Raw genomic sequence first — 25,724 nt, forward strand, 5'->3', positions numbered from 1 at the left:
GATCAATCCATGCATCGTCTTCGTCTCAAAGGAGCTAAACATGCAATCGACGCCCTGGATCCATGGCCCTTCTTCCCCGCTGGCAGTACATGACCGATGAGAGCAAAGCTCTTGTGAAGCGTGCAGCCGTGAGTGTGTTGGTGCTGTTCGTAGCGGCGATCCTGCTGCGAGCGCTTTTGCCCTGGGTGTTGCTGGCCTTGATTGTCTGGTTTGTCTGGAGCTGGATGAGCCGACGCTGACGCGTTGTCGACAAACGATGCAACCGCGATCAGAGTTATTACGGCTTCCCCTTGGTTTTATGGCGACTGATCAGGACCGCACACTGATGAAGGAGGCCATCCGCCTCATGCGCGAAGCCGGAGTGGTGAACAAATCAGGTGGTCCGTTCGGTGCCGTGATTGCGAAAGATGGAAAGGTGGTATCCGCCAGCGGCAACAGTGTGGTGCGCGACCTCGATCCCAGTGCTCACGCTGAGGTGAATGCCATTCGTGCGGCTTGTAAAGCTCTGGGGACTTGGGATCTCACCGGCTGCGTGATGTATACCAGCTGCGAATGCTGCCCGATGTGTTACGCAACCGCCTACTGGGCTGGGATCCGGAAAGTGTTCTATGCCGCGGCATGGTCGGATTATTCCGATCTCTTCTCGGATCAGGAAATCAATGAAGATATGCAGAAATCCAGGGATGAAAGGGAGATCCAGCTCACGCAGATTCTTCAGGACGAAGCTTGTTCTGTCTGGAAAGAGTTTCGCTTGCTGCCCGATGGTGCCCGGTACTGAGATGTTCAGCGTTAAAGCGACGGGACGGATCTCTGAAGCTCATGGATAAGCATCATCAGAGTGATGAACAATTCGTTTACACCTTCCATAACGAGTTGTTGCCCTTACAGGTGGAAGCCTTCAGCAAATTGCAAGCCGACTTGGATGTTGCCGCCAAGGCTTTCGAAGGCTATCTCGGACAAGAATTGTCCTATCAGGTCATTGAGAGCGATGGTCTGATTAAATGCACCGCACGGATTCGTTTCACAAGCCTTGAGCTTTGCCTGAGCTGGTTGGATAGTTCTGTGCGTCGGCATCTGCTCTCCGAGGCTGAAGGTGCCATCGGCTATCGCTATCGCGCCAGTGTGGAACCGCAATCCTTTGATCAATGGATTGCGGTGCGCAGCGGTCAACGTTCTCCAACCTGGAAAGTGAATCTTCTGGTGTGGTTGGCGTTATATCCCTCTGTGATGATTTTGATTCTGATCGGTCAGACCACGTTGGGACGTTTGCCATTGCCTCTCAACATGCTGATCAGCAATGCCATCACTGTTGCTGTCACGGGTTGGTGGCTAGTCCCCTGGTTGAGTCGGGTGTATGGCGGTTGGCTGTCGAATCGGTCTCAGCGCTGGAACTGGATTCACAGTCTGACGATTGTTGGTTTTCTGTTTCTTTTTCTTGTTCTGTTCAGCGCTCTGAATTCGTTGCTCTGATGTTTGTTGCAACAGGTTTGTGGTGGTCAGATCTGGTCAACACGTTTAAATAGATCAGATTTGACGCCAGAGGATGAGATTCACTTGTGGCTTGAATCTCCCCTCAGAGTCGCTTTTGGTAAGCCATCTTCTGGGGCTGGTTTTTGCATTGGCAGCGCCAGTAATGGCCCAGACTCCTCCTCCTTCCGGGAACCCGGCAGCGTCCCAGAGCGCTCCTGGGACTGGAGAACTCGGGCGTTTGCTTGGGCTCCCTGAGGATGGGGCACTCCGACTCAGTGGTGTTTGGGTGGGGAACGCCACGGAGCAGTGGTCTGGAGGATTCTCCAGGTCTACCGATGAAGCGCAGGCACTGCTTGTGGAGGCAAGCCTGGATCTGGGCAAGGCGATTGGTCTTGAGAACACCTGGATCTGGGTTCAGGGACTGCAGGTGAATGCCACGTCCAACGCCGGAACGGCCAGTGGCAGTGTTCAGGGCAGCAATAGCCTTGCGGCGGCGCCACCCCTGGACCGCACCGAGCTGTTCGAGTACGCCATCCGCAAGGACTTTTTTCAAGGGCGCCTGCGGGTTGTTGCCGGCAAGCAGTCGGCCAGCACTGTGTTCGCCAATATCAATCGGCCCGACGCCACCGACGATCCCCGCTACGAAGTCTCCAGCCTCACCAGTCTGGCCTTCACGCCGGTGTATTCCATGCCGACGCTTCTGGGTCGACTGCCCGGCTACACCAATTCAGCGCTTGGCCTGAGGTTCACCCTTCAGCCGGGATGGTTTGACAACCGTTCGTACTTGAGTGCCGGTGTGTTTGATGGACGGGGAGGACTTGGCGCTGCCTCCGTGCAGACGGGGTTGACGTTGCCGTCGCTCAGCGGTCCACTGTTCAACATCATGGAGGTGGGAAGCGGCTGGGTCGTTGGCGATGCCCGTAAGCCCGGCTCCTTTGGTGTGGGGGTCTGGTCTCAGGGGGGTGAGTCGTTGCTGTGCAATCCTCTTGACCCTCAGCAGTGCATCAGCGACTTGGGCGCCTGGGGACTGTATGTGCTATTGGATCAGCGTCTCTCCAGTTTTCGAGCGGACCAAGACAGCAGCGGCATCAATGCATTCTTCAGCGCTGGTTGGTCGCCATCCATCACCAATCAGATGAATGCGTCGATCACCGGAGGATTCACGTTGCAGGGCCCTCTTGAGGCGCGTCCGAACGACAGCCTTGGCGTGGGTCTTTCATGGGCTCGCCTCAACACCCGCGGCTTTCTCTCCGAGGCTTTTAACTCTCATGAATTGATGCTGCAGGGATATGCCCAGATCGCTCTGGCCGAGGCCCTCTTCCTTCAGCCAACCCTCACGCTGCTGCCCCGTGTTGGTAACAAAGATGCAGGCAATGACTCTTTGAGCGGACTGCTGCAGCTCACCATGTTGTTTTGATGGCAACCGTGGTGGTTTTGCTATCGAGAGGTCGGCGGTACTGACGGCAGCGCTCGATGGAGCTTCACCAAGGCGAAACGGCCTATGAGACCGCGCTGGCCGCAGTGTTCAATGGCGATGCTGCTGCAGCCCATCCGGCCTCCATCGCCCAGCCTCGCGATGAGCAGGAGGTTGCGGCGTTCGTTCGACAAGCCTGCGCACAGAAGCGACCTCTGCGGGTGCGCAGTGGCGGCCACAGTCGCTTCTGCAGTGGTGACGGTGCCCTGATGCTTGACCTGGCGGCTCATTTGAGGGGCGTCACGGTCAGTGGAGATTTGGTGACGGTGCAGGGGGGCTGCGGTGTTGGGGCTGTTCTGCGGGCCTTAGAGCCCCACGACCGGATGGTGCCTGTGGGGACGCACGCCACGCCGGGTTTCGGGTTGTTGACCATGGGTGGCATCGGTCACCTCAGCCGCAGTTTCGGACTCACCCTCGATTGCGTGGTGGCGATGCGTGGAGTGCGTGCCAATGGGGACCGATTCGAGATTCGAGCCGAAGAGGCTGATGGATCGGAGGTTTGGCGACTGCTGCGTGGCGCGGCGCCTTTTCTGGCGGTGATCACGGAGACGACCTTGCGCACCTATCCCCGTCGCCCGCTGCATGGGATCCGACAGCTCAATGCCCTCCCGTTCCTTGTGGATGCCCTTAACTGTGCCGAGAGCTTGCCGCGGCAGATTGCCTGCTCGTTCGTGCTTGGTGTCCCTCCCGACCAGGAGCAAGCACAGCTGATGCGTTACGTGGTGCTCCAGGAGGGCGATGAGTCGATGCTGCCGGCCTTTCTGAATGAGGGCCAGGAGTGCTGGCATGACCATGTGGCGGGCCAGGAGTGGCTGCCCGATTTCAATCTCCCTGATCGAAACGGTGTGCTGCCGCCTGAACCACCGGTGGAGCCTGATCGCTTTCGCCGCCTTCGCTCCTGGATCTACACCGTGAGTGTGCCGTCAGGCCTGAGTCACGAGCTGGCACCTCGCCTTGAGGATGCGATGCGGAAGGCGCCGAACCGGCTCTGCCGCATTGATCTCCAGCACATCGGAGGAGCCGTCGCCGACCGGCCGATGGCCAGCAGCCTGTACCGGGGCCGTCATGCGCAGTGGTCGATTGTGATCTCCGGCTTCTGGTCGGCGGGCGATGCTCTGAATCAGCAGGCCGCCTGCCGTTGGGCGGATGCGGTGTTCGATGCATTGGAGTCGTTGGCTTGCCACGTCTACCTGGTGGAGCGGCATCCGGGCACGATCCGCTACCAGCGGGAGTTGGAGCTCGCCTACGGCTCTGATCTACCCCGGCTGCGGCAGATGAAGAAACAGTGGGATCCCGACGGGCTGCTGCCATCTCTCGATCCCCCTTCTTAATCGCCGTTCGCTGGGTGGTATTGCTGGTGATCACACCTGGATGGTGCCGCTCAGGTAAGGAATCACCCGTCCACTGATCAGCACCCGCTCTCCCTGCAACGTGCAGCGCAGCGAGCCACCTCGGGCGGAGAGCTGTCGGGCGTTGAGCACGGCTTTGCCGAGTGTTTCGCACCAGTAGGGGGTGAGGCTGCAGTGGGCGGACCCGGTCACGGGGTCTTCTGGAATGCCACATCCCGGCGCGAAGAAACGGCTCACGATGTCAACGTGTTTGCCTGGAGCGGTGGCGATCAAGCCTCGCCCCGGGAGGGCGGCCACGCGCTCCGGATCTGGTTGCAGTGTTCGAATCGTGTCTTCATCGGCGAACACGGCGATCAGATCCACTCCCAACAGGCAGCTCTGAGGCGTAGCGCCGATGGCCTCCTGCAGGCCTGCTGGCGGTAGGCATGGGTGAGCCCGCTGCACTGGAAAGTCGAGGGTGATCCGATCCCCCTCGCGTTGCACCTTGAGCGTCCCGCTGCGGGATTCAAACTGCAGCGTGTGTTGTTCCGGTTCACGGCGGAACACCACATCGGCGGCCGCCAGGGTGGCGTGGCCGCAGAGATCCACCTCACAGCTCGGGGTGAACCAGCGCAGTTGATAGCGCCCTCGGCTTCCAATGAGGAAGGCCGTTTCCGACAGGTTGTTTTCCGTGGCGATCGCCTGCATCAGCGGGTCCGGCAGCCAGGCGTCCAGGCAACACACGGCGGCGGGATTTCCCTGGAATGGTGCCTCCGCGAAGGCGGCCAACTGTTCGATCGCAATCCGGATGCTCATGGGTCGCTCGGCTCCTCTCCGGTGCCTGCAGCCCGGGACCGTTCCACCTGGATGAACACCAGCCAGGCCAGTGCCGCCAGGCCTGCACTCAGCCAGTCATTGCGAAGCGCTTCCACCAGGGCCACGGTGCTGGCGGCAATGCGCAGGGCCCGCAGCAGCAGCGTGATCAGCGGAGGTCGGGCAGGTTGTTCAGCAGTCATCAAGCCAGGCCTGGATCCCGCCATTCAAAGCCTCTCCAAGTGATGGAACCGCCTGCTTGGGCAGGATGTGGCTTGGTTGCGATTGGTTGATGGCATCGGTTCTTGTCACAGGATCCAATCGCGGCATCGGCCTGGAGTACTGCCGCCAGTTGCGAGACCGTGGCTTCGATGTGATTGCCGTGTGCCGGGAGCCTTCACACGAGCTGCAGGCCCTTGATGTCCGCATCGAGGCCGGTCTGGATCAGGCGGATCCCGGCATGCCCGCGGACTTAATCCACCGCCTCGATGGCCTATCGCTGCATTGGGTGATTCTCAATGCCGGCATCCTGGAGTCGATCGCGTTGGATCAACTGGATGAGGCGTCCATCCGCCGTCAGTTCGAGGTCAACGCTCTGGCTCCTCTGCGGCTGGTGCGGGCCCTGGTGAGACAGATCCCCAGCGGCGGCAAGCTGGCACTGATGAGCAGCCGCATGGCTTCCATCGACGACAACACCTCCGGTGGCTCCTACGGCTACCGCATGTCGAAGGCTGCGCTCAACAGCGCTGGCAAGTCGCTGGCGCATGACCTCAAATCACGAGGCATCGCTGTGGCGATTCTGCATCCTGGGCTGGTGAGCACCCGCATGATCCGCTTCAACCCCAACGGCATCAGTCCTGAGCAGGCCGTGAGCGGTCTACTGGCACGGATCGATGCGCTCAGTCTCGAGACCAGTGGCACCTTCTGGCATGCCAATGGCGAAGTGCTGCCTTGGTGAGCTGAGATGGCAAGGATCCCCAGCCGTACATTGCTGACATTCGGGAGTGCGGGTCATGGGGTTCGATCCGCGCCAATGGTCGCCGCACCGCGATATGGCTTCTTGGCCGAGGTCGACGTCTGGCCAGCGGGTGACCAGCAATGTGGAAGCGATTCTCCGCGAGAACGATGCCCTGCGACGGGAGGTCAAGCGCTTGCAACAGGAGCTCGAGCGCGCGCGTCGTTCCCAGTGGCAGCAGCCCTCAGCCCAGGCACCTGCACGGATCAGTTCGGAGCAGGTCCAGGCCTGGGGTGCGGCCATGGCCAGGCAGCCGGGATGGAGTCAGCTGCGTCAAGTTGCTCTTGATGCGCTGATCGACCAGCTCAACCGCAACAGCTTTCCGTCTCGATTGAGCCTGCAGCAGCGACTGGATCGTCTGGTAAGCGGGTTGGGGACCGATCTGCTTGCTGCTGTCGGCCCCAGAACAACCAAGAAGACGGCTGCGGTGATGGCCGCTTTTGCCCTTTACGGCGTGCGGGCCAGCGAATGGCTCGAAGAAGATCCGGCTCGGGTCGTGAGCGAGCTTTGTCAGCTCCAGACCCAGTCGAGTCGTCGCCAGACCCAGGCCAATCGTCGCCAGACCCGGCGCACCCGCAGTGACCGGCGCACAACGGATCGTGAGCCTTCAGCAGCAGCAGTGAGCGAAGAGGAGAAGGCTCTGGCGGTGCTGGGTTTGCAGGTGGGTGCAACCCAGGAGCAGATCAAGCAGGCCTTCCGTCGCCTGGTGAAGCGCCATCATCCGGATGTGGGTGGATCGGCGCATGCTTTTCGCCGCGTGAACGAGGCCTATCAGCAGTTGATGGCCTGAAGCCAGCTGTGCAAGCAGGCCATCCAGCGTGGCGATGGCCGCGTTTGGAAGCTTGCGCCGCCAGCAGCCCGCCAGAAAGGAGAACACGGCCCAACGGCTCTTCATGGCTCGCGAGCCGGCCTGCAACGTCTCCAACCATTCGTCGTCGACCGCATCCGGCTCCAGGGTTCTCCAGTGCTGGATGAACCGGTCCCAGAAGCGGCTAGAGCCCGACGCCGATTGAATGGATCAGCAAAAGCGTTGAGGCGCTACACAGGGCGTTGCTCCTGCTGGCGCAGGGTTTCGTAGGCCTGCCAGAGACCGTTCACTTCTGCACAATGGGAGTCGCGGTCGCAGACGCGGTAGCGACCATTGCCGACGGCATCGATGGTGGATCCGCGGGAGGTGGCGCAGATGCGGCTGACAAACGCCATGGGCTTGAAGCGAATGAACCCGGTTTACGCGTTGGCCTGATCCTTTCCTCAAGGAAATTTCATTTCGACATCACTTCTGGAAACGAAAAATCTCCAGGTTGGAGTGGATCGCATGCAGGGGACACGGTTCACAATGAACCCAACGCTTCCGTTCGAGATGTCCAACGCCCGCGACATGATCAACGCCCATCTGTTTCCGGTGCTGGGCCTCATCGCTACAGCCAGTTCGGTATCGATCGCACTGTCGTTGCGACCGATTGCCGAACAATCCACCCGTTGGAACACCTGCTACAGCGACAGCCTGGCCTGGTATGAGGCCAACAAGCCTGATTGGACGATTCAGGACAAGGAGGTGTTTGCCTCGAATTTCTGCAACGGCGGCGTGCCAGTGAAGCCCGGAGCCGGATTTCAGTTGGCGCGTTGATGGCCGTTACACCCGGCTGTACCCCAGTTGGGTTTCAAAAATCTTCAGGGGGAGACCGAGGGACTGCATCAAGGTGCGGCATTCGTCTCCCACCGTTCCATACACCTCCACCCTGAAGTCGTCGGCCAGTTCGGCGTGCTTCTGCAGGTACTCCTGAACTGGAGGATTCGACACGTGTGCGGCAAAGGCGGCGTCGTTGGCATAGAGCTCTGACCACACAAAGGCCTGCGGGTCATCTGGATCCTGATCAAAGGTGTGGTGGAGCATTCCCGGTTCGCTGGCCTGCACTGCAGCGTCGGTGGTTCGCGCCAGCTCGAGATAGGCCTCCACGCAGTTGGGCTTCACGTGAATCCGTGCCAGCAGCATGAAAGGAGTGCTTTTGTCGAAGCTGGCCATGGCTTGAGATTCGGTTCAGCGATCATCGCCGGCGGCCGAGCACCATGCGCTTCACCACGCCGTCCTCCTTTTGGTAGAGCACCAGATCGTCTTTCTCGAGGGTGTAAAGGCGCCTGACTCCATCGGTGCGGTACTCGCGATTAAAAGGAACCACCCAGGAGGTGCCCATCGCCATCACGTAAATCAGCTCCGACTGATCGGCGCTGATGCAAAAACGCACTTTCTGATCCTTGTAGAGCCCAACATCGCTCACAAAGGGCGCCTTGAAGTAGTCACAGGAGTGGGCTCGCTGGTATTCATCTTTGATAGTCGCCAGAGCCTGTTCAGGTACAGCCGCGCCAAGCAGCAGGGTCCCGAGCAGGAAGGTGAGGAATTGGGATTGCCCCATGGCATCGACAGTGCAAGGGATTTGAGTCTTTGTAGCGGCTTCTGCTGCCCCCTGCAGGGAGGCAGGGCCGGGTTCTAAGGTTCGATTCGCTACAGAACCGGTTGGTCCGGTTTTCGCTCGAGATGTTCCATCCCCTGGCCCCCTCCAAGGTGCTCGACTTCCTGGGCCGCCTGTGTCTGGCAGCGGTGTTCGTGAACGCCCTACCAGGCAAGTTCAGCAATTTTTCGGACACCGCTGCCTCGATCACAGCCAAGGGAGTTGCCGAGCCCCTGGCCGGTGTGCTGCTGGTGGCTGCGATCGTGATGCTGATCGCCGGCTCGCTGTTGCTGGTGTTTGGCACGAACACTCGGCTGGGTGCCTCCTTGCTGCTGGTGTTTCTGGTGCCCACCACCCTGATTTTTCACACGTTTCCGATCGATGCCGGCTTCTTCATGAACCTGGCTCTGATCGGTGCTCTGATCCTGGCGATCACGCGCTCCACCGGCGCAGCGGTTCCTAACTTCCGTGATGTGCGAGTCCGGGACGGCATGAAGGCGCTGCGTCACTGAAGCCCGCTGATGAGCATCCGTCTGGGGAGCCCGAACCCAGCGATGGCTTGCTCTGATCGCGTGAGCGCCAAGCTCTTCACGGCAGGGCCAGGGCTGTTCCTTCCCGACGAGGGTCGGCGGCTCCATGCCAGCGATTGCCGATCCGTTGCACCAAGCCGATGCCGCTGCCCAGGGTCTGGAGGCGCAGCTCGCGGCCGGGTGCATTGAGTTCATTGGGATTGACGGGCCAGGGGAGCGGCGGTTTCCTCTCGATCACAAGGGTGTTTCCCTGGGGAGACACCAACGGCAGCCCAACCGATCGGGCCGGAGGCTCAGCCCACGGCAGTGCGGCCAGCAGCACCCGACTGATGTAGTGGGGGATGCGCTTTCCCCCCGGACTGCCCAGCGCCAGGACCGGCTGGTCACCGTTGAACACGATCGTGGGTGCCATCGACGACACCGGCCTGCGCCCTGGACGGCGGCGGTTGGCCACGGGGAGGCCCCCGACCACTGGCCGCCAGTCGAAATCAGTGAGCTGGTTGTTCATCACCATGCCCTCCACCAGATTGCGGCTGCCGAAAACGGTTTCCACCGTTGTGGTGTAGCTGGCGAGATTGCCCCTCCCGTCCACGATCGTGACGTGAGAGGTGCCCAGTTCGGTGCCGGGCCCGGGGCGACCGAAGGGAAACCGCTTCATCCCTGGCGGCAGACCCGGCTGCGCCACGCGTTCGGGTGAGGCCTGCATGGCCTGGACACGGGCCCGGATGTAAGCCGGATCCAGTAGTCCCTGGGTGGGAATGGTGCCATCAATTGGATCGTGAACCCAGTAGAGGCGATCGGCGTCGGCCCAGGATTCCGCCAGGACCAGATGGCGCCAGCTTTGTGGGTTCGATGGATCGTTGAAGCTGCCGGTTGCATCGAGCAGGGCCAGGGTCTGCAACACCGCCAGTCCGCCGCTGCTCGGAGGGGGCACTGTGCAGACGCGGTGTTTCATTTGCACCCGGCAGAGGGGAGCTCGGCGCACCACGGAATAGGAGGCAAGATCCGCGGCGGTCCAGCCTTTGAAGCCTGGTTCTTGACTCTGCAGAGCGTTGACGCCGCGCTGGATCCGTTGTGCCAGCGGGCCTTGGTAAAAGGCTCGGCCCCCCTCCTGGGCCAGGACCTCCAGGGTGCGGGCCAGGGCTGGGTTGCGGAACAGACGGCCTGCTGGCAGCGGCGTTCCGCCAGGCAGGTAAAGCTGTTGAAAAGCATGGTTATGGCTGGCACCGAGGCGCTGGGCCAGGGCCACGGAGCGGCGCAGCCGCGGGCTGGGCAGGAACCCATCGCGGGCCAGACGGATGGCAGGCGTGAGGGTGCTGGACCATGGCCGTTGCCCCAGCTGTTGATGGGCCTCCCAGAGCAGGGCTACGGTTCCGGGCACTCCGATCGCATGCGGATGGCGGGTGGCCGCCCGGTAGGACAGCGGTTCACCGGAGGGCTGAAGAAGGTCGTCGCTGCGACTGCGCGCCGGGGCCGTTTCACGGCCATCGAAAACCTCCAGGGCCTGACGACGGGCATCCCAGTGCAAGAGGAAGCCTCCGCCTCCGAGTCCGGAACTCTGCGGTTCCACCACAGCCAGCACCGCCTGCGCTGCGACCAGGGCATCCACGGCGTGGCCACCGCTGGCAAGAACGCCCAGGGCTGCCTTGCTGGCCAAGGGGTTGGCAGTGACGACCACCGCCGAACCGGCGGCGGTGGACATGGTTTGTTTTCTGGTGTCCGCTTGCTCGGGATCCTCGCGACTCACCGGAGCTGCGCTGCCGGGGGTGAGGCTGAGGGAGAGCAACAGCAGCAGGATGCGGATCACCAAGGTGGTGCGGTGATTGGCAGGGCTGATGTGGAGTCTGGCGAGACAGGCACCTGCACTGCCTAGCGTGGGGTTCGGGATCGGCTGCAGGATCAGACCATGACAGAGGCAGTCCCATCGACTCCCAACCCGTCGCATGTTGTGGTGATCGGTGCGGGGTGGGCAGGCTGGGGTGCCGCCAAGGCCCTCTGTGAAGCCGGAGTGCGCGTGACGATGCTGGATGGGATGGCGGATCCCACGGGCAGCACCCCCCTGACCACCAGCAGCGGCAAACCTTTTGAAGCCGGCACCCGCGGGTTCTGGAAGGACTACCCCAACATCAATGCCCTCACCGCTGAGCTCGGGCTCAGCAACGTGTTCACGGAGTTCACTACCAGCGCCTTCTGGTCGCCCGATGGACTGGAAGCCACAGCCCCGGTGTTCGGTGATGCCCAGCGATGGCCCAGTCCCATCGGGCAGGTGTTGGCTACCACCACCAACTTCAAACGGCTTCCCGTGGCTGACCGCCTCAGCATTGCCGGGCTCCTCTACGCGATGCTCGATCTCAACCGCAGCGCCGAGGTGTTTGAGCGCTACGACACCATCGATGCGCTGACGCTGTTCCGAAGCCTCGGAATCAGTGAGCGGATGATCAACGACTTTCTCCGTCCCACGCTCCTGGTGGGCTTGTTCAAGCCGCCGGAAGAACTCTCGGCGGCGGTGACGATGGAGCTTCTTTACTACTACTCCTTTGCGCACCAGGATTCCTTCGATGTGCGCTGGATTCGCTCCAGGAGCATTGCGGAACAGTTGATTGCCCCCTTGGCGAAGCGGCTGATCGATCGCTACGGGCTGCAGGTGCTCGGCGGAACCCTGGCCACGCGTTTGAATCTCCATCCAGACACCAAGGCTGTTGCATCGGTGGACACCCGGGCTGTTGCCACTGGTGACGAGGGACTGATCGAGGCCGTAGATGCGGTTGTGCTCACGGTGGGTGCCAAGGGGATGGGTGCACTACTGGGCAACTCGCCGGCCTGTGCTGCTGCAGCCCCTGAACTAGTGGATGCCGGCAATCTCGGGGCCATTGATGTGGTGTCGGTGCGGTTGTGGCTGGACACCTACCTGGAGGTTGCCGATCCCGCCAACGTGTTCTCTCGTTTCGAGGCCTTGCAGGGGGCGGGCGGCACCTTCTTCATGCTCGATCAGCTGCAGAAGGAGACGGAAGCAGCCCTGTGGGGAGGTGAGAAACCCCGGGGATCAGTGATCGCCAGCGACTTCTACAACGCCACGGCGATCGCGGTCCTCAGTGATGAGGAGATCGTGGCGTTGCTGATGCGCGAGCTGTTGCCGGTGGCCAATCCCGCCTTTCACACCGCCAATGTGCTGGAGGCTGAGGTGCGCCGCTATCCGGGGTCGGTGGCCTGGTTCTCACCGGGGAGTTTCCGGCAGCGGCCGCCGTTGGAGACGAACATCCCTTCATTGGTGTGCGCCGGCGACTGGGTGCGGATGGGGGCTCGGGAATTCGGCGCCAAAGGGCTTTGCCAGGAGCGGGCCTATGTGTGCGGGCTGGAGGCGGCCAATTCCCTGCTCCGGCGAAGGGTGATCAAGGGATCGGAGTCTGCTGGCAGCACTCAGCACCAGGTGATTCCGATCCGACCCGATGAACCCCAGGTGCTGCTGGGACGTGCACTCAATGCCCAGGTGATGAGCACGGCGGAGACCCTGGGCTTGCGTTGGCCGTGGTTGGCATGACGTGGTTGGCATGAAGCGGATCCTGATCACCGGAGCGAGTTCCGGCATCGGTTTGGAGGCCACCCGGCGGCTTGCCCTGAGCGGCCATCAACTCACGCTCTTCTGCCGCACGCCAGAGCGCGGCGAGCAGACCCGATCGCAATTGGTCGCAGCTGGTGCAATGCCGAGCCAGGTGAGCTGGCTGTTAGCGGATCTCGCCGACCTGCGCAGTGTGCAGAGCGCCTGTGATCAGTTGCTGGATCGCGCTGAACCCTTGGATGCTCTGGTGCTCAATGCCGGGCAGCAACGGGCGGGGGCCGAGGCGCCGGTGTTCTCGCCCCAGGGCCTTGAGATCACCTTTGCGGTGAATCAGTTGGCCCATCAGCTGATCGCCACGCGCCTGTTGCCGCTGTTGCGGTTGGGATCGCAGCCCCGGTTGGTGATCACCGCCTCCGATGTGCACAACCCCGCTAGCGGCGGTGGGCGCGTGGGCCAACCGGCGGATCTGGGCGATCTGGCAGGACTGAAGGCCGGCGCAGGTTTTGCAATGCTCGATGGCAGTGCCAGCTTCGATGGCGACAAGGCCTACAAAGACAGCAAACTCTGCAACGTGCTGCTGGGACGCGAACTCAACCGCCAGCTTGACGCGATGATGCCAGTGATTGCCTGGAGCCCCGGGTTGGTGATTCCCCGCAGCAGCGGGGGCTTCTTCCGCCACAACCGCCAGAGCAATCCTCTGGGGATGCTGCTGTTTGCGTTGGTGGCCCGTGATGTTCTTCGGGTGACCGAATCCGTGCAGACCGCTGGTCGGTTGTTGGCGGATCTGATCACCGACTCTGGCTATGCAGCATCAGGATTCAGCTATTGGAGCAACCGGTTGGTGCGTCCCGGTGTCCATCGCTTCTCTGAGGCTGAAACCAGTGCCGAGGGTGCCGATCTTCAGAAGGCCGTCGATCTGTTTCGTCTCTCGGACGACTTGATCTGTGAAGCGTTAGCGCCAAACTGACGCCGTGATCCCCGATCGTTGCTGATGTCTCCCTCTGTAGTGACCTACGTGCTGGATCGTTTGGCGGATCTCGGCATCGGCCATGTGTTCGGAGTGCCTGGGGACTACTCCTTTCCTTTAAACGATGCGGTGGAGGTGCATCCGCGGTTGCAGTGGGTGCCATCGGCCAATGAACTGAATGCCGCCTACGCCGCTGATGGCTATGCCCGTCGTCGTGGAGCAGGGATTGTCTGCACCACCTATGGCGTTGGAGAACTCAGTGCCCTCAATGGCGTGATGGGCGCCATGGCCGAGAGAGTGCCTGTGTTTCACCTGGTGGGCACCCCCAGCGTGCGCATCGTGCGCCAAGGGTTGATCTGCCACCACACCCTCGGTGATACCCGTTACGACCGTTTCGAGGCGATCTCGGCTGCAGCTGGTTGCGTGAGTGCCAGGCTCACCCCCGAGAACGTGGTGGTGGAACTGGAGCGGGTGATCGACAAGGCCCTCGAGGATTCGAGGCCTGCTTACCTCACGGTGCCGATGGATCTGGCGCTGATGCCGATCACCGGCACGCCGATCCAGGGAACACCCATGGGCGCGGTCGATCAACACGCCAGTGTGGCTGTGGAGCTGGAGGCTGTGCTCGATTTGGTGATGGGGCGTCTCGCCGAGGCGGCCCGTCCTCTGGTGATGCCTACGGTCACCCTCAAGCGCTTCGGTTTGGTGGAGACGTTTGCCGCGTTTCTGGAGGCTTCAGGCTTGGCCTATGCCACAACGCCGATGGACAAGTCGCTGCTGAGCGAGGGGCATCCCGCCTTCCTGGGGATGTACAACGGCGCGCGTTCCACACCGGCGGCCCTCCAAGGCGTCGTGGAAGACGCCGACCTGTTGATCGATTTCGGCGGCTTGGTGATGGAGGACCTCAACACAGGCCTCTGGAGCGGTCATCTGGATGCAAGCCGGGTGATTTCCCTGCATGCCGACTGGGTTCAGGCGGGTGATCAGGTGTTCACCAGCGTGAGCATCAGTGAGGTGCTGGCGGGGTTGATCAAGCGTTTTCAGGCCACTGGTTCCAGGCCCAGCCACTGGGGGGAGCAGCGCCCTGTGCAGCCTGAGCCCCTGCTCCCCTTGCGTGGTGAAGGAGATCAGCCCACGGGATCGGCGAGTTTCTATGGGCGTCTGCAGCGGTTTCTGCGGCCCACGGATCTGCTGGTGACCGACACCGGCACCTGCATGCTCAAGCTCAATGCCATGCGCCTGCCCGATGGGGTGGCGATTGAAAGCCAGACCCTCTGGGGCTCGATCGGCTGGGCGACGCCGGCGGCACTGGGGTGTGCCCTGGCCGACAGCGAGCGACGGGTGGTGCTCGTGACCGGTGATGGGGCGCACCAGCTCACCGTGCAGGAGATCGGTGTGATGGGTTTCACCGGGGCCAAGCCCGTGGTGATTGTGCTGAACAACGGGCTTTACGGCGTGGAGGCCCTGCTCAGTGAAACGGGGCATGCCTACAACGACCTGCCGCCCTGGCGTTATGCCCAGCTGCCCGAGGCCTTCGGTTGCCAGGGCTGGTGGAGCGGCCGCGTGTCCACAGTGGCGGAGCTGGAGCAGGCGCTGGTGGCGATCAATGCCCATGACGGCGGCGCTTACCTCGAGGTGATGATTCCTCCTGAGGAGAGCCAGCCGTTGGCGGAGACGTTGATCGAAACCATGCACCAGACGGCGACGCCGCATCCGGAAGCAGCTGAGTAAGCAGGGCTTCACAATCGCTGCGGCCCATCAACCGCGGCACCGGATAGGACGGGTGGGCTTCTCTGAGGGCATCGGCGCTGATTCGGGGAATGTCGATGCTGCACAGCGGTGCAATCAATGGAGGCACTCCCAGCTGCTGGTTGAGTGCGACCACCCAGTTGATGAAGTCCCTCGCGAGCCTCTGGTCGCTGTCTTGCGATGGGCCCAGCCCTGCGGCCCGAGCCAACGCAGCAAGCCTTGGCTCGCAGGCTGGTAGGGAAAAGCGCAGCACACTCGGCAACACCAGCGCATTGGCAAGGCCATGGGGGATGCCGTAGGCGCAGCCGAGGGCGTGGGCCAGGGCATGGGCATAGCCCACATTGGTGCGAGTGAACGCCTCACCAGCGGCATGGGCGGCAAGGGCCATTTGCAGGCGGGCCTCGATGTCGCTCCCATGGGAATAGGCCCGCGGTAGCCAGCGGCTAATGGCGGCGGTGGCATCGAGGGCGCGACGGTTGCTGAAGGGGGTTCCCCCGCGGCCGATGTAGGCCTCCACTGCGTGGGTGAGGGCATCGAGGCCACCGGCGGCGGTGATCGCTGGCGGTAGACCGAGCATCAGTTCGGGGTCGATCACCGTGATCTTTGGAAGCAGCTTGAGATCGGCTATGGCGAGTTTGCGTTGCCGTTGGCCATCGGTGAGCACGGCTGCGATCGAGGCCTCTGATCCGGAGCCGGCGGTGGTGGGTACGCAGGCCAAGGGCGGTGGCGGCAGCACCACTCGGAAGAGCCCCTCCATGGCCCGGCAGCTCAGCCAGGGGTTGGCGGCGCGGGCGCCGATGGCCTTGGCGCAATCGATCACCGAGCCGCCGCCCACGGCCACGAGGCTGTCGCAATGGCCCTCGCGGTAGGCCTGCAATCCAGCCTCCACGCTTGCAATGGTGGGATTGTCGGGAACCTGATCAAACAGCCGGCAGGTCCGTCCGTCCGCTTCGAGTTCCTGCAGCAGGGGCTGGGGCAGATGCAATTGCAGAAGCTGCTGGTTGGTGACCAGCAGTGGCCGTTGCCAGCGACGCCCTCGCATCTGCGCCGGCAATGACCGCAGGGCACCGGCGCCGATGAGCTTGCGGGGTTGAGGGAAGGGCAACAGCAGCGCCAGGCCCTGGAACAGGCGCTGATAAGCCCGCATCAGCAACATGGGCGGGGGCGCACTTAACTTCAGTTTGCAGGTTCTGAAGGATGAAGGAGTGAACAGCCTGCGAGGTCTGATTTCTGCTCATGTCTCCCTCCCCCTGGCGCTCGCCAGTTTCCTCCTGCCTCTGCTGCCTCCCGCGACGCGGGCCTCTGAGGTGTTCTCCTTAGCGCAGAGGCGATGGACCTACGTCTGGTTCAGGCACTGGAGGCGCTTCTTCTGGAAGCCCGTGAGGTAGCCACTAGGTGTTTCAGACCCTCCAAATCTGTGGCGTTTCAGGGCACGGGGATACGGCATTTTCACGATGCGCTGCGAGTTGGCGCTGACCCGAACCCTCCTGGATCAGTTGAAGCCATAAGTGGCTGTTTTGATCGGAATTGCTGTTGATTTCAAAGCTAAATAGCTGGAGGAAGCGAAATGATTAAGTCGTTGAAATCCTGATCTGACACTCCATTGGTCAGCAGATCCTCGATCCCGATCGTCAGTCCACCCCCTGGTGTTGTGAAGCTCGTGAATTGATTGCTTTCACCTGGGTTGGCTGCTGCGTACGAGCTGTAGAGAAGTGATTCATCTCCGTCGACAATGATCAAGATGCCGTAGTTGCTTTGTGTTGACACAGTGAAATCGATAGTGCCGCTTTGCTTATACCCAGGTAGTTGCGATGCTGAGAAGACTCGATCAGCCTGCTTTGCGTTGTCGAGAGCTGCTTGTAAGTAGCCAGCATCACCTGGAAGGAGATTATTCACTGCTCCAGTGAGAGGGTCAGACTCATAAATTGCGAGCCCATTGTCGAAACCACCTAAGCGCCGGATCGTGGCTGTGACCCTGGCCACAGGTTCCTCAGCCGCGGTTGCCAGTACCCCTGTCCCCCCAACTGAGTACACCGCTTGAATATCCCCTGAAAATGTTGCAGTCGCGCTGTTTCCTGCAAGTGACAAATTTTGCAGATCTAAGACGTTGCCATTCTGGTCGGTGGCAACCGGAATCCAGGTACCCTCCGCTAGCGCTGTGGATATGCGGCCACCAAGAGCAACTCCCTCGGTTTGTGACCAAGTGTTCTCGACGATCTTCTCAAGGTTTAACGACTGGCTGCTGGCTGCCTCGAGTGGCGTCAGCGGCAAAATGGTGCCTGTTGATTGACTTTGTAAGCCGAAGTTCACCACAGCATCGGAGGTGTCTTGCCGCAACAGACTGATGTCCGTGTCGGAGGCCACGCTGAAGCTGTTTGTGTCAATCTCCTTGCTCAGACTGAGGTTGGCCCAACCAGGGGCGATCGCCACTGCGCCGAAAGAATTGTCGAGGTAAGTTACTCCCTGATTGATTTGTTGGTCGGCTTCGATTCTGTTGAGGCCAAGGAAGCTCAGGCCATACTCAGTGTTGTTTTTAAACACTGTATTTGAGAGTTGATTATTGAGCGTGCCTTCGATCGTTAAGCCATTGCCTGAATTATTAGCTATCACCAGGTCTGCGTTGCCTTGACCACTGGAATCTCCCAGGGTGATTGCATTGGAATTGCCGCCAACGAAAATGCCTCCTTGAGCATTGCCAAACTGTTCCTCTGTTTTTTCAATGATCGATCCAGTGCCGATTGCGGTATTCGCGACCAGGACTTGCTTGGCATTGCCGGCAATACGGATCCCATATCCATTGTTGTTGGAAATTGTGTTTTGGGGGATAACGGATGAATTGGTACCAGCGATTGAAATGTTTTCAGCATCGCCATCAATGCGGATACCATCGAGTCCATTGGCATAAGATATAATCTCACCATTAGAATCTGTAAATGTGGCTGAATCGCCAGTGGTATTCAGTCCGATGATGTTTGGATCGACGGTGATGCCTGCCGCGCCGCCAGTGATATGAATACCATGATTAATATTGCCAGCGATTACGTTCGTACGAACCGTATTGTCGCCACCAGTGCTGGTGAAGAGCATGCCATTGCGTTGATTCGGAGCAATGCCTCCAAACGCGGTGGTGCCTGCGAAGGTGTTGAAGGTGATAAAGCCACTGGCTGTGTCCTTCACTTCAATGCCATTCAGAGAATTTCCTGAATTCACATTGCCAAGGGGGATCACACCGCCGTATTGAGTATTCGCTGAATCTCCTTCGATGAGGGCGCCATTCTGTTGATTCCCTAATGGGTCGAGATTGTTGGCAGCCAGTCCGAAGAAGTTGGCGTGAATAATTGAATGATCGCTGTTCGTGATGCGTAAGCCGTTCCCTTCGTTCCCACTCACCACGTTGTAATAAACAAATGGTGAACTTTCCAGTTGACACCCCAGAAGCTGGTTGTTGTCTGCATTGAGAATGGCTACGCCGTCCCCTCCATTGCCCAGTTTGGAGTTTCCTGTGGCGGATGTGCCAATGAAATTGCCACTGAGCGTGTTTTTTGATGCTTCGTTGCGGATCAATACACCATTGCCTCTGTTTCCAGAGATCAGATTGCCGAGGGGTGGTGGTGTCGTGTTCCCTTGGGTGGGGTCATTGCCTCCGCTCAAGGTGCCACCGATGAGATTTCGATTGCTGGAATCGATCAAGATGCCGTTTTCCCCATTGGCCAATGCAGTGGTGCCCTCGGCGTTGGTGCCGATTCGGTTTTGAGCGATGGTGTTGTTCGTTTCAACGGCTGTGCTCGAGCCGAGGATGGCAATGCCATTGCCTCCATTGCCGCTGATCAGATTGCTTGGATCCAGAACGAAGCTGGTCTCTGATGACCAGGTTGCTTCGCTGCCATTGGAGGCCACATAGGCACCGGTCATCACATCGCCGGCTACAGAGGTTGGTATCGTCACGCCGCCGGACTGATTGTTGTAGTTGACCTCGGTCCAACGCTTCTCCCCGAATCCTCCATCGGCAGTGCGCTGCACAGTCATCAGATAGCCGTTGAGTGGATCACCGGTGGTGACATCGAAGGCGACGGTCGCCAGCGTGAATGTGTTGTCGCTGCTGTTGTAGCTGATGCCATCGGCATGGCTGGCGATGTTCCCCAGCGTCTCGTTATTCACATCCCAGCTGGTCCATTCGGTCAGGCTGTTGTCGCTTGGGCTGTAATACACGAGATAGCCATGGGCCACACCGTCGGGTTCGCCATCGAGGCTGTAAGAGCCAGTGATCGCGAATCGATCGTCGTTGACCTTGGCAATGCCATACGCGGTTGTGGATTTGGAGCCGGGGTAGACGATGTCGGCAATCGACATGCCGCTGCTCACCTCGTAGATGAAGGCTTTCCCAGCACCGATGATTGGCTGATCGGTGTCTGGAATGGTTTTGGTGTCATCCCAGTTGCCAACGACCAAGCCTTCCTGGGTGCTGTGAAAAAACGTCCACTTTGCCCCGGGATACTGGTACTCGATGAATCCCTCTGTGGTTCCATTGGCCTGATCAATGGCGCCTGTGTAGATGAACGCAGATGTGTCGTTAGGGGGAATGTCGCCACTGCTGTTGTATGCACCTACCACGCGAACCGTGTTGGCATCCAGCTGTTCCGGTCCATAGCAACTGGTGATGGAGCGATCGCTGCCACCGAAGGCGTTGGCAGCATTGACGCTGTTCCAGGGGCCATTGCCATTGGCGGCACCAAGACGCACCACGCCGATGCTCTGGCTCGCGTTGCCCTCTGTGCCAGTTCCGCAGAGGATGTAAGGCTCCGTCCCGTTGTTGGTATCGCGGATGCCCTGGATCGCGTTGATGTCGTAATCCTCTGCTTCAGAAAGGTCATTCCAGGTGGTGTTATTGCCTGGCGTGATGCTGCCGATCAGGTTGCTTGTTGAGCTGGCCGTGATCGTGATGCCATTCCCTTCGTTGCCAATGGCATTTAGGCCGTCGAGATCAACACCGATGTAATTGTTCTGAACTGTGTTGCTGGAACTGATCAGCGTCAGGCCTGCTGCCGATGCACCAACTAGGGAAAGGCCAATCAGTGATGATCCATCACTCCCTGCAGCAAAGCTGATTCCCCGGTTGCCGGAGAAATCAAGTTGAATGATTGGTTTCGTCTGACCGGATGACAGACCATTGATGCTCAGAGTGTCGGAAATATCAGGTAGTGCCTTCGACAAGGTGATGACACCACTTAATCCTTCGGCAAACGTGATGCTGTCAGCACAATTGTTAGCGTTTGCTCGCTCTATGGCGTCTCGTAAGCTGCCACTACCACTGTCGTTAAGGTTGTTGACAATGAAATTAGCCATCAAATTTCTGTCAATGTTGATTCGTAAAAGGCTGCAATTGAATTATCGTTTGCAATCTTTTTCTACCTTAATTTGCTTTATTGTCTCAGCATTTGGATTTCATATTGTCTTCTTGATTTGGATTCGTTCAGTGTCTTTTAGTGAGGATCTTTAGTAGATCTCATCGTCTTTTGATGGTGGTCGAAGGGTTTTGTGATAGGGCTTTGGATGCGTTGTTTCTTTGCTATCGCTTCGCAATGGCACTCTCGCTGGCGTTGCGCTCAATGCATCAAGGGATGCAGTTGCTGCCTGCCGCTGCAAGATGGTCATGGGTGACGCTTCGGATGTGCGCTTCTGCGTGTTCTGATCAGATCGGAGGCCGGTGATGGAGGAATGGACCGACGCATTCATCAGCTCTGCCCAGCAGGAGCTGGCGGCGATGGTGAAAGATTGGCAGTACGACTATGGAGCCAGCGACGACGAGTGTGCTGCCATGCTTCTGTGGATGGTGCTGCGCCTCAAACCCGATCTCAACCTTGATCCTCAGGCCTTCTCTGCGGCTGCCGAATCAGCAACAGAAGACCGGAGCCGGTGACCAGGATCGTGAGTGTGCCGGATAGGCCGGCTGCAGATGGACTTCATCGATGTTCATCTCCAGCAGCCGGCAGCGGCTCTGGTCCGCGGTGTTGCATGGATTCAGCTTGACTGGAGCGAGGGATCGTGGCCAGGAGCCAGTCGCATTGAATTCTGGGGGCAGGCTGATATCCATCGCGCGCGCGCTTGGTGTTGTTCTGGCCCTTGGCCTCGAAGCAGCATCTGCATCGGCTGACAAGGTCACGATCCGCAGCTGCGATGAAGGCGATACCTGCCAAACCACCGCAGGCGAACGCATCAGGCTCGCCTGTATTGATGCTCCGCAAAGGAAGGAGATGCCTCGATTTCGTGCGACATCGATGCAGGCCTACGCGTACGACAACACGGATGCCGATGCATCCCGCGATCACCTCAACACGCTGGTGAAAGGCCAGTCTGTCGTCATCAGACGGATCAACACGGATCGCGACGGCCTCACTATTGCTGAGCTGTTTGTGAACGGCATCAATGTTCAGCAGGACATGGTGGCGGCAGGCCATGCGGTGATCTCACGGCCGATGTGCTTACGATCGATGCCCTGAAGACAGCTGTTATGGAACCCATCACCTGGCTTGTGATCACCTGGGCGACCTATGGCGCTCACCGAACCACTGCTGCCATGGAGAAGATTCCCCAGGCATCCATGGAACAGTGTTCAGAGAATGCCAAACGCATCATTGAATGGCAGCCCAAGGCGAGTGCCAAGTGCATTGAGGGTGTTCGCGGCATTTGATTGTCCTGGCGGCTGCCAGTGCAATGCTCCTTGTCGGTTTTTAGATGTACTGGTTAGGAAAACAAATAGTGCTTGTGATGGATCTCACTCATGCGGGTGATCGCTCTCATCAGAACTGACGCGTGAATCAGTGAGGGTGTGGATATCGCCAATCAGTGGCGACTCACTTACCTTCTCTGACTATGCATGTTCCACTTAAAATTATTTCTGCTTTCACAATCCTTAGTTCCACCCTTTTCGGTGCGACAGCTGCTTCAGCTCATCCGCACCATACACATCGGGTCCGTGTTGGCTATCCCAGGAGATGTACTCGTTGCACAACACTTATTCGTGCCCAGTATCCTTCAGCTCCTTGTCATGTTCATGATCAAAGTCCATTGTGGCTGAGATCATCATTGTTGCTGTGGCCATCTTCAAGACTGCACTACCGGTCGGTCACGCGTATCCGTGTGAGTAGCCACAGTCACTAGCCATGATTGTTCTTTGTGCATTGGTACCACTGATGATGACCATTGTGGTGATTGAGGTGTTTGGTCATTGATCTCGTGCAACCGAGCTCTGTGTTGCTTCTGTCAGACCCAGCGCTCGGACGTCGCTTTGAGGTTCTTCTGTTCGGTGGTCGAATGTGTCGGTGCTTCGATGGCCCTCTGTTCAACAATGGTGAGTCGAGGCCATCTGCCCCCTGGGGCCGATGCTGATCAGGATATTCTTCAACATGGCGCGGATAACGTGGTTGGACCGTGTTCGATGCAGTGTTCTCGATTGATACGCCAGGCCAGTTTTTGCCAACAGGTGTTTGATCGGCTATCAAATCCCTATGCGGCATCATTTCGAGCTGTTCAGGGTGATCATCAACCGACGGGTGCTCGCTGGGGGGCTGGTCACGGTTTTTGTGCTTTCCGATGCTTGCTTTGGAGCTGGCTCCAGGGGATCCAGCCAGGATTTTGAGGAGTGTGTGCTTCAGTCATCGGTTTTACCTGAAGCAGAGATCCGTTGGCACTTGCCACGGCAACCCGGTGCACCGCTTGGGCTCTGGCGGGGGGACTTGACCCAGGCGGGCCAGCGCAAGGCTGAACTCACCGCATCACGTTTTCAGGGCTATGGATCGGCGATCTGGAATCATGCGGGCGATACCGGACGAGCGGAGTACCTGATCCCTTTCATTGGCCCAAATCCGGCCAGAAGCGTTGGAGCCGCATCCGGCATTGACGGTTTTCTCTTCACTGGGCTTGGTTCTGATCTTTATTACGGCCGTGAGCGCAACAATCTGCCCCTGATTCGGGCTGCTGAGGGCGTCTGGAAGGTGAAATTAGGCTGCCGTCGATTTCTGATGTACAACAGGTAATTGCTATTGCTCAGATATTCACAAAAAGCTTTGATTTGCTTGCTTGCTTCTTCACAACTCGTTGTTTTTCGATTGCGAATATTGTTCTGAATCTTGCTAATCTTTTCCTGAACGGTTGCCTTGTTTGTGCTGGCGCTGTTTAAATCTTTAACAGTCTGAGCAATCTTTGCCTCAGATTGATTGAGAAAATGTCCTCTCTTTCCTCGATTTTCAATCATGGCTGCAGTCATTCCTGGCCTTTCTCTGTCTAAAATTGAGGAGGTCATCAGTACTCTGGGCCTGGAACCCCTGGATCCTGCTGTTCTTCAAGAGTTGCTTGACAAAGTTCAGGCTATTGAGAATCAGGTTAATGGTGAGTTTTTTAATGCTTCACCTGTTGGCGTAGAGAATGAATTGGTTCGAGTTATTGTTGAGAATTTTGTTCAGGGTCGAGACATAATTGTGGAGCCCTTTTTTATAGTCGACGAAGGGGAGGAGTTTCGCTTAAATGGTTCAATCTTCTCTCCAATTGTTCTGAATCAAGGGACAATTTTTGATGATGGTTTGTTGGGAGATAACATTTTCTCCGGCTTCCTCAGCAATGAAGGTGTCATCGATTTTGTATCTGGTCAGGTTGATATCCTTGCGATCACAGGTGGTTTGGCGAATGGCGGCCTTCTGAGTACTGGTTTCGGTACAGACCTGGTCAGCGGAACAGCAACAGGGTCGATCCGTGTTGATGGCATTTTGAATGAAGGTCTGCTGACAACCGGCGTTGGAGGCGATCAGATTATCGGTAATGCATTGGGTCTTCGCGATGTCACTGGCATTGAAAATAGCGGTGGTGGTGAAATCATCACAGGTCGTGGTGATGACCTGATTGATGGTGAAGCAGCCGGAACCGATGGTGTTGTTGGAATCAATAATGACAACTCCGCCGTGATTCGTACAGGCTTAGGTGAAGATCAGATTATCGGCTTTGCTGACGATTTGACCGGTTTGGCGGAATCTGGCGAGATGAGCGGCATCCTCAATCGTGGTAACTCCTTGATTGATGCCGGTGTTGGTGAAGATATCATCGAGGGGGTGGCTGTTGTGAATGCTGTGACTGATTCCGGTCGGATTGCAGGTATCACTAATCAAATCTCTCTCATCAAGCTTGGTTCCGGTGAAGATGGTCTGTTTGGTGAGGCACTGGCTGCTGGCGCGACATCGGCCTCAGGAGTGATCAGCTTGCAGGGAGAGATTGACGCAGGAGCTGGGGAAGATTTTGTGTTTGGTCTAGGTGAATCTCAAGGCGGGCAACAGGTTTCTGGGGTCGCTCTTGTGTCATCAAGACTTCGATTGGGTAGCGGAGAAGATGCGATCCAAGGTCTCGCTTCTGGAGGCCTCATTAATGCTGGTGTTTTTGTTGATCAAAACAGTGTGATCAATGCTGGAACTGGTGAAGACTCTCTCTTGGGATGGGGTTTGTCCACTGAAGACAATTCTGCAATCACGAACTTTGGCTTGATCAAAATGGGTCGTGGCAGCGACCTCGTTGATGCCTCCTTCGGAGGCTTCAATGGCGACGGACTGACGAAGTTAGGGGCTGGTGACGACCAACTTCTCGGTTTTGGTACGGGCTTCTTTAATGGTGGTCGTGGCCTTGACACTCTTCAATTGGGTGAAGGAGAGTATCTCTTTGATTCCGCTGCTGGCACACTGGTTTCCGCTGGCATCACAATGAACCTGGCCAATATTGAGCAGGTTGGCGGTTTCGCTGACACTCAATTCCTGCTTCTGCAAGACGGAACTTACATCGTTAACGCAGAGAATCAAATTCAGTTTGTCTGAGCTTGTTTTTGGCTTCTAACGGACTGTTTATTCAGCTTTGCAAGCCCGCTTCGGCGGGCTTTTTTGATGGTTTTCTTTTCTCGGTTGGCTGTCGACACAACAACGCACTTCAGCCATGACTTGAGCCACTGGTGAACAATTGGCATGAAGCGCTTTGTGTAGTGTGCGGGGGACAGATGTTCCCATCTTTGAACACTCCGGCACTCTCTATGTGGTGTCGTGAGTCTTGTCACTTTTGAGTGGTCCGCGATGAGCTGACCTGAATTGGCCAGCGTTTTCGTGTTTCTAGCTAGCGGCAGTGTTGGCTCTTGCTTTGTGTGCTGTTTTGTTGTTCCTGGTCGATCAAAGGTCGTGATGTTTGGGCTGCTTTCTCTAAGTTCATCAACGATCGCGTCGTGATCAGAACTTCATTGAAACAGAGCTGTAGATAATGATACGACTAGAACAGCTTGCTTCAATCAGTCGTGTACATGTCCCCTCGGTTGTCGTGACGAGACGACCTCAGCAATGCAATCTCCATGGGTTAG

At 58.5% G+C, this 25,724-nt stretch carries 26 protein-coding genes and 1 pseudogene; 19 read left to right on the forward strand and 8 right to left on the reverse strand.

The window, feature by feature from the left end:
• The first annotated feature begins 62 nt into the window (after nucleotides 1–62).
• The 5 genes from WH7805_RS14615 (at nucleotide 63) to WH7805_RS00645 (ending at nucleotide 4,275) form a co-directional block, all read left to right on the forward strand.
• Nucleotides 63–239: a hypothetical protein gene (locus WH7805_RS14615; protein WP_006040960.1), complete on the forward strand. Its 177-nt coding sequence runs from the start codon at nucleotides 63–65 to the stop codon at nucleotides 237–239.
• Between the two features lie 59 nt (nucleotides 240–298).
• On the forward strand, nucleotides 299–778 hold the full coding sequence (locus tag WH7805_RS00630) for a nucleoside deaminase (RefSeq protein WP_006040961.1): 480 nt from the start codon (nucleotides 299–301) through the stop codon (nucleotides 776–778).
• A 41-nt stretch (nucleotides 779–819) separates the two neighbouring features.
• Nucleotides 820–1,470, forward strand: a complete 651-nt coding sequence (locus WH7805_RS00635; RefSeq protein ID WP_006040962.1) for a hypothetical protein — start codon at nucleotides 820–822, stop codon at nucleotides 1,468–1,470.
• 163 nt (nucleotides 1,471–1,633) lie between these two features.
• Nucleotides 1,634–2,887, forward strand: a complete 1,254-nt coding sequence (locus tag WH7805_RS00640; protein ID WP_006040963.1) for a carbohydrate porin — start codon at nucleotides 1,634–1,636, stop codon at nucleotides 2,885–2,887.
• A 56-nt stretch (nucleotides 2,888–2,943) separates the two neighbouring features.
• Complete coding sequence (locus tag WH7805_RS00645) at nucleotides 2,944–4,275, forward strand: FAD-binding oxidoreductase (protein WP_006040964.1); 1,332 nt, start codon at nucleotides 2,944–2,946, stop codon at nucleotides 4,273–4,275.
• A gap of 30 nt (nucleotides 4,276–4,305) precedes the next feature.
• Here WH7805_RS00645 and WH7805_RS00650 read toward each other — a convergent pair whose 3' ends face one another.
• Both WH7805_RS00650 and WH7805_RS00655 read right to left on the reverse strand, forming a co-directional pair.
• On the reverse strand, nucleotides 4,306–5,088 hold the full coding sequence (locus WH7805_RS00650; protein WP_006040965.1) for a PhzF family phenazine biosynthesis protein: 783 nt from the start codon (nucleotides 5,086–5,088) through the stop codon (nucleotides 4,306–4,308).
• Nucleotides 5,085–5,288, reverse strand: a complete 204-nt coding sequence (locus WH7805_RS00655; protein ID WP_006040966.1) for a hypothetical protein — start codon at nucleotides 5,286–5,288, stop codon at nucleotides 5,085–5,087. The genes WH7805_RS00650 and WH7805_RS00655 overlap by 4 nt, the downstream gene beginning before the upstream one ends.
• An 89-nt stretch (nucleotides 5,289–5,377) precedes the next feature.
• Here WH7805_RS00655 and WH7805_RS00660 point away from each other — a divergent pair, with 89 nt between their 5' ends.
• Genes WH7805_RS00660 through WH7805_RS14220 form a run of 3 tightly spaced genes read left to right on the forward strand, consistent with a single transcriptional unit; the run spans nucleotide 5,378 to nucleotide 7,113 of the window.
• Complete coding sequence (locus tag WH7805_RS00660) at nucleotides 5,378–6,043, forward strand: SDR family oxidoreductase (protein ID WP_038004802.1); 666 nt, start codon at nucleotides 5,378–5,380, stop codon at nucleotides 6,041–6,043.
• Between the two features lie 55 nt (nucleotides 6,044–6,098).
• Nucleotides 6,099–6,890 (forward strand): J domain-containing protein, encoded by a 792-nt coding sequence (locus WH7805_RS00665; RefSeq protein WP_038004136.1) that lies wholly within the window; start codon nucleotides 6,099–6,101, stop codon nucleotides 6,888–6,890.
• A 34-nt stretch (nucleotides 6,891–6,924) separates the two neighbouring features.
• Nucleotides 6,925–7,113, forward strand: coding sequence for a hypothetical protein (locus WH7805_RS14220; protein ID WP_006040969.1), 189 nt, complete (start codon nucleotides 6,925–6,927; stop codon nucleotides 7,111–7,113).
• Nucleotides 7,114–7,138: 25 nt separating this feature from the next.
• Here the strand turns inward: WH7805_RS14220 and WH7805_RS14620 are convergent, their stop codons facing one another.
• Nucleotides 7,139–7,303 (reverse strand): hypothetical protein, encoded by a 165-nt coding sequence (locus tag WH7805_RS14620; protein ID WP_006040970.1) that lies wholly within the window; start codon nucleotides 7,301–7,303, stop codon nucleotides 7,139–7,141.
• A gap of 157 nt (nucleotides 7,304–7,460) precedes the next feature.
• Between WH7805_RS14620 and WH7805_RS00675 the strand changes: the two genes are divergently transcribed.
• The gene (locus WH7805_RS00675) at nucleotides 7,461–7,727 is read left to right on the forward strand and encodes a hypothetical protein (protein ID WP_011932768.1); all 267 of its coding nucleotides are present in this window, start codon (nucleotides 7,461–7,463) and stop codon (nucleotides 7,725–7,727) included.
• Nucleotides 7,728–7,733: 6 nt separating this feature from the next.
• Here WH7805_RS00675 and WH7805_RS00680 read toward each other — a convergent pair whose 3' ends face one another.
• Together WH7805_RS00680 and WH7805_RS00685 are read right to left on the reverse strand one after the other, a co-directional pair.
• A complete protein-coding gene (locus WH7805_RS00680) occupies nucleotides 7,734–8,123 on the reverse strand; it encodes a putative quinol monooxygenase (RefSeq protein WP_006040972.1) in 390 nt (129 codons plus the stop codon).
• A 22-nt stretch (nucleotides 8,124–8,145) separates the two neighbouring features.
• Nucleotides 8,146–8,511 carry a hypothetical protein gene (locus WH7805_RS00685; protein ID WP_006040973.1) on the reverse strand — a complete coding sequence of 122 codons (366 nt, stop codon included), beginning with the start codon at nucleotides 8,509–8,511 and terminating at the stop codon, nucleotides 8,146–8,148.
• A 122-nt stretch (nucleotides 8,512–8,633) separates the two neighbouring features.
• On the opposite strand from WH7805_RS00685, the gene WH7805_RS00690 reads away from it, so the two are divergent.
• Nucleotides 8,634–9,059: a DoxX family protein gene (locus WH7805_RS00690; RefSeq protein WP_006040974.1), complete on the forward strand. Its 426-nt coding sequence runs from the start codon at nucleotides 8,634–8,636 to the stop codon at nucleotides 9,057–9,059.
• 76 nt (nucleotides 9,060–9,135) lie between these two features.
• On the opposite strand, the gene WH7805_RS00695 is transcribed toward WH7805_RS00690, so the two are convergent.
• On the reverse strand, nucleotides 9,136–11,022 hold the full coding sequence (locus tag WH7805_RS00695; RefSeq protein ID WP_006040975.1) for a gamma-glutamyltransferase family protein: 1,887 nt from the start codon (nucleotides 11,020–11,022) through the stop codon (nucleotides 9,136–9,138).
• Between WH7805_RS00695 and WH7805_RS00700 the strand changes: the two genes are divergently transcribed.
• Genes WH7805_RS00700 through WH7805_RS00710 form a run of 3 tightly spaced genes read left to right on the forward strand, consistent with a single transcriptional unit; the run spans nucleotide 10,984 to nucleotide 15,331 of the window.
• A complete protein-coding gene (locus WH7805_RS00700) occupies nucleotides 10,984–12,615 on the forward strand; it encodes an FAD-dependent oxidoreductase (protein ID WP_038004141.1) in 1,632 nt (543 codons plus the stop codon). The two genes, WH7805_RS00695 and WH7805_RS00700, sit on opposite strands and share 39 nt — an antisense overlap.
• A 10-nt stretch (nucleotides 12,616–12,625) precedes the next feature.
• A complete protein-coding gene (locus WH7805_RS00705; RefSeq protein WP_038004143.1) occupies nucleotides 12,626–13,600 on the forward strand; it encodes an SDR family NAD(P)-dependent oxidoreductase in 975 nt (324 codons plus the stop codon).
• 24 nt (nucleotides 13,601–13,624) lie between these two features.
• Nucleotides 13,625–15,331: an alpha-keto acid decarboxylase family protein gene (locus WH7805_RS00710; protein WP_038004150.1), complete on the forward strand. Its 1,707-nt coding sequence runs from the start codon at nucleotides 13,625–13,627 to the stop codon at nucleotides 15,329–15,331.
• A 25-nt stretch (nucleotides 15,332–15,356) separates the two neighbouring features.
• Here the strand turns inward: WH7805_RS00710 and WH7805_RS14835 are convergent.
• Nucleotides 15,357–16,505, reverse strand: a pseudogene (locus WH7805_RS14835) (iron-containing alcohol dehydrogenase); the annotation flags it as partial.
• Here WH7805_RS14835 and WH7805_RS00720 point away from each other — a divergent pair.
• Nucleotides 16,504–16,737 carry a hypothetical protein gene (locus WH7805_RS00720; RefSeq protein WP_006040980.1) on the forward strand — a complete coding sequence of 78 codons (234 nt, stop codon included), beginning with the start codon at nucleotides 16,504–16,506 and terminating at the stop codon, nucleotides 16,735–16,737. The pseudogene WH7805_RS14835 and the gene WH7805_RS00720 sit on opposite strands and share 2 nt — an antisense overlap.
• Before the next feature lie 157 nt (nucleotides 16,738–16,894).
• On the opposite strand, the gene WH7805_RS00725 is transcribed toward WH7805_RS00720, so the two are convergent.
• Entirely contained in the window at nucleotides 16,895–20,560 is a 3,666-nt protein-coding gene (locus WH7805_RS00725) for an S-layer family protein (RefSeq protein ID WP_006040981.1), read from the reverse strand.
• 496 nt (nucleotides 20,561–21,056) lie between these two features.
• Between WH7805_RS00725 and WH7805_RS00730 the strand changes: the two genes are divergently transcribed.
• From WH7805_RS00730 to WH7805_RS00750, 5 genes are all read left to right on the forward strand, one after another.
• Nucleotides 21,057–21,266: a hypothetical protein gene (locus WH7805_RS00730; protein WP_006040983.1), complete on the forward strand. Its 210-nt coding sequence runs from the start codon at nucleotides 21,057–21,059 to the stop codon at nucleotides 21,264–21,266.
• Nucleotides 21,267–21,315: 49 nt separating this feature from the next.
• On the forward strand, nucleotides 21,316–21,846 hold the full coding sequence (locus WH7805_RS00735; protein ID WP_006040984.1) for a thermonuclease family protein: 531 nt from the start codon (nucleotides 21,316–21,318) through the stop codon (nucleotides 21,844–21,846).
• Nucleotides 21,825–22,037 (forward strand): hypothetical protein, encoded by a 213-nt coding sequence (locus tag WH7805_RS00740; protein ID WP_232198902.1) that lies wholly within the window; start codon nucleotides 21,825–21,827, stop codon nucleotides 22,035–22,037. Before WH7805_RS00735 ends, WH7805_RS00740 begins: the two co-directional genes overlap by 22 nt.
• 817 nt (nucleotides 22,038–22,854) lie before the next feature.
• The gene (locus WH7805_RS00745; protein WP_006040987.1) at nucleotides 22,855–23,382 is read left to right on the forward strand and encodes a hypothetical protein; all 528 of its coding nucleotides are present in this window, start codon (nucleotides 22,855–22,857) and stop codon (nucleotides 23,380–23,382) included.
• Nucleotides 23,383–23,598: 216 nt separating this feature from the next.
• Nucleotides 23,599–25,197 (forward strand): hypothetical protein, encoded by a 1,599-nt coding sequence (locus WH7805_RS00750; protein WP_006040988.1) that lies wholly within the window; start codon nucleotides 23,599–23,601, stop codon nucleotides 25,195–25,197.
• Nucleotides 25,198–25,724 lie beyond the last annotated feature (527 nt).

It is taken from the genome of Synechococcus sp. WH 7805, assembly GCF_000153285.1.
GTDB lineage: Bacteria > Cyanobacteriota > Cyanobacteriia > PCC-6307 > Cyanobiaceae > Synechococcus_C.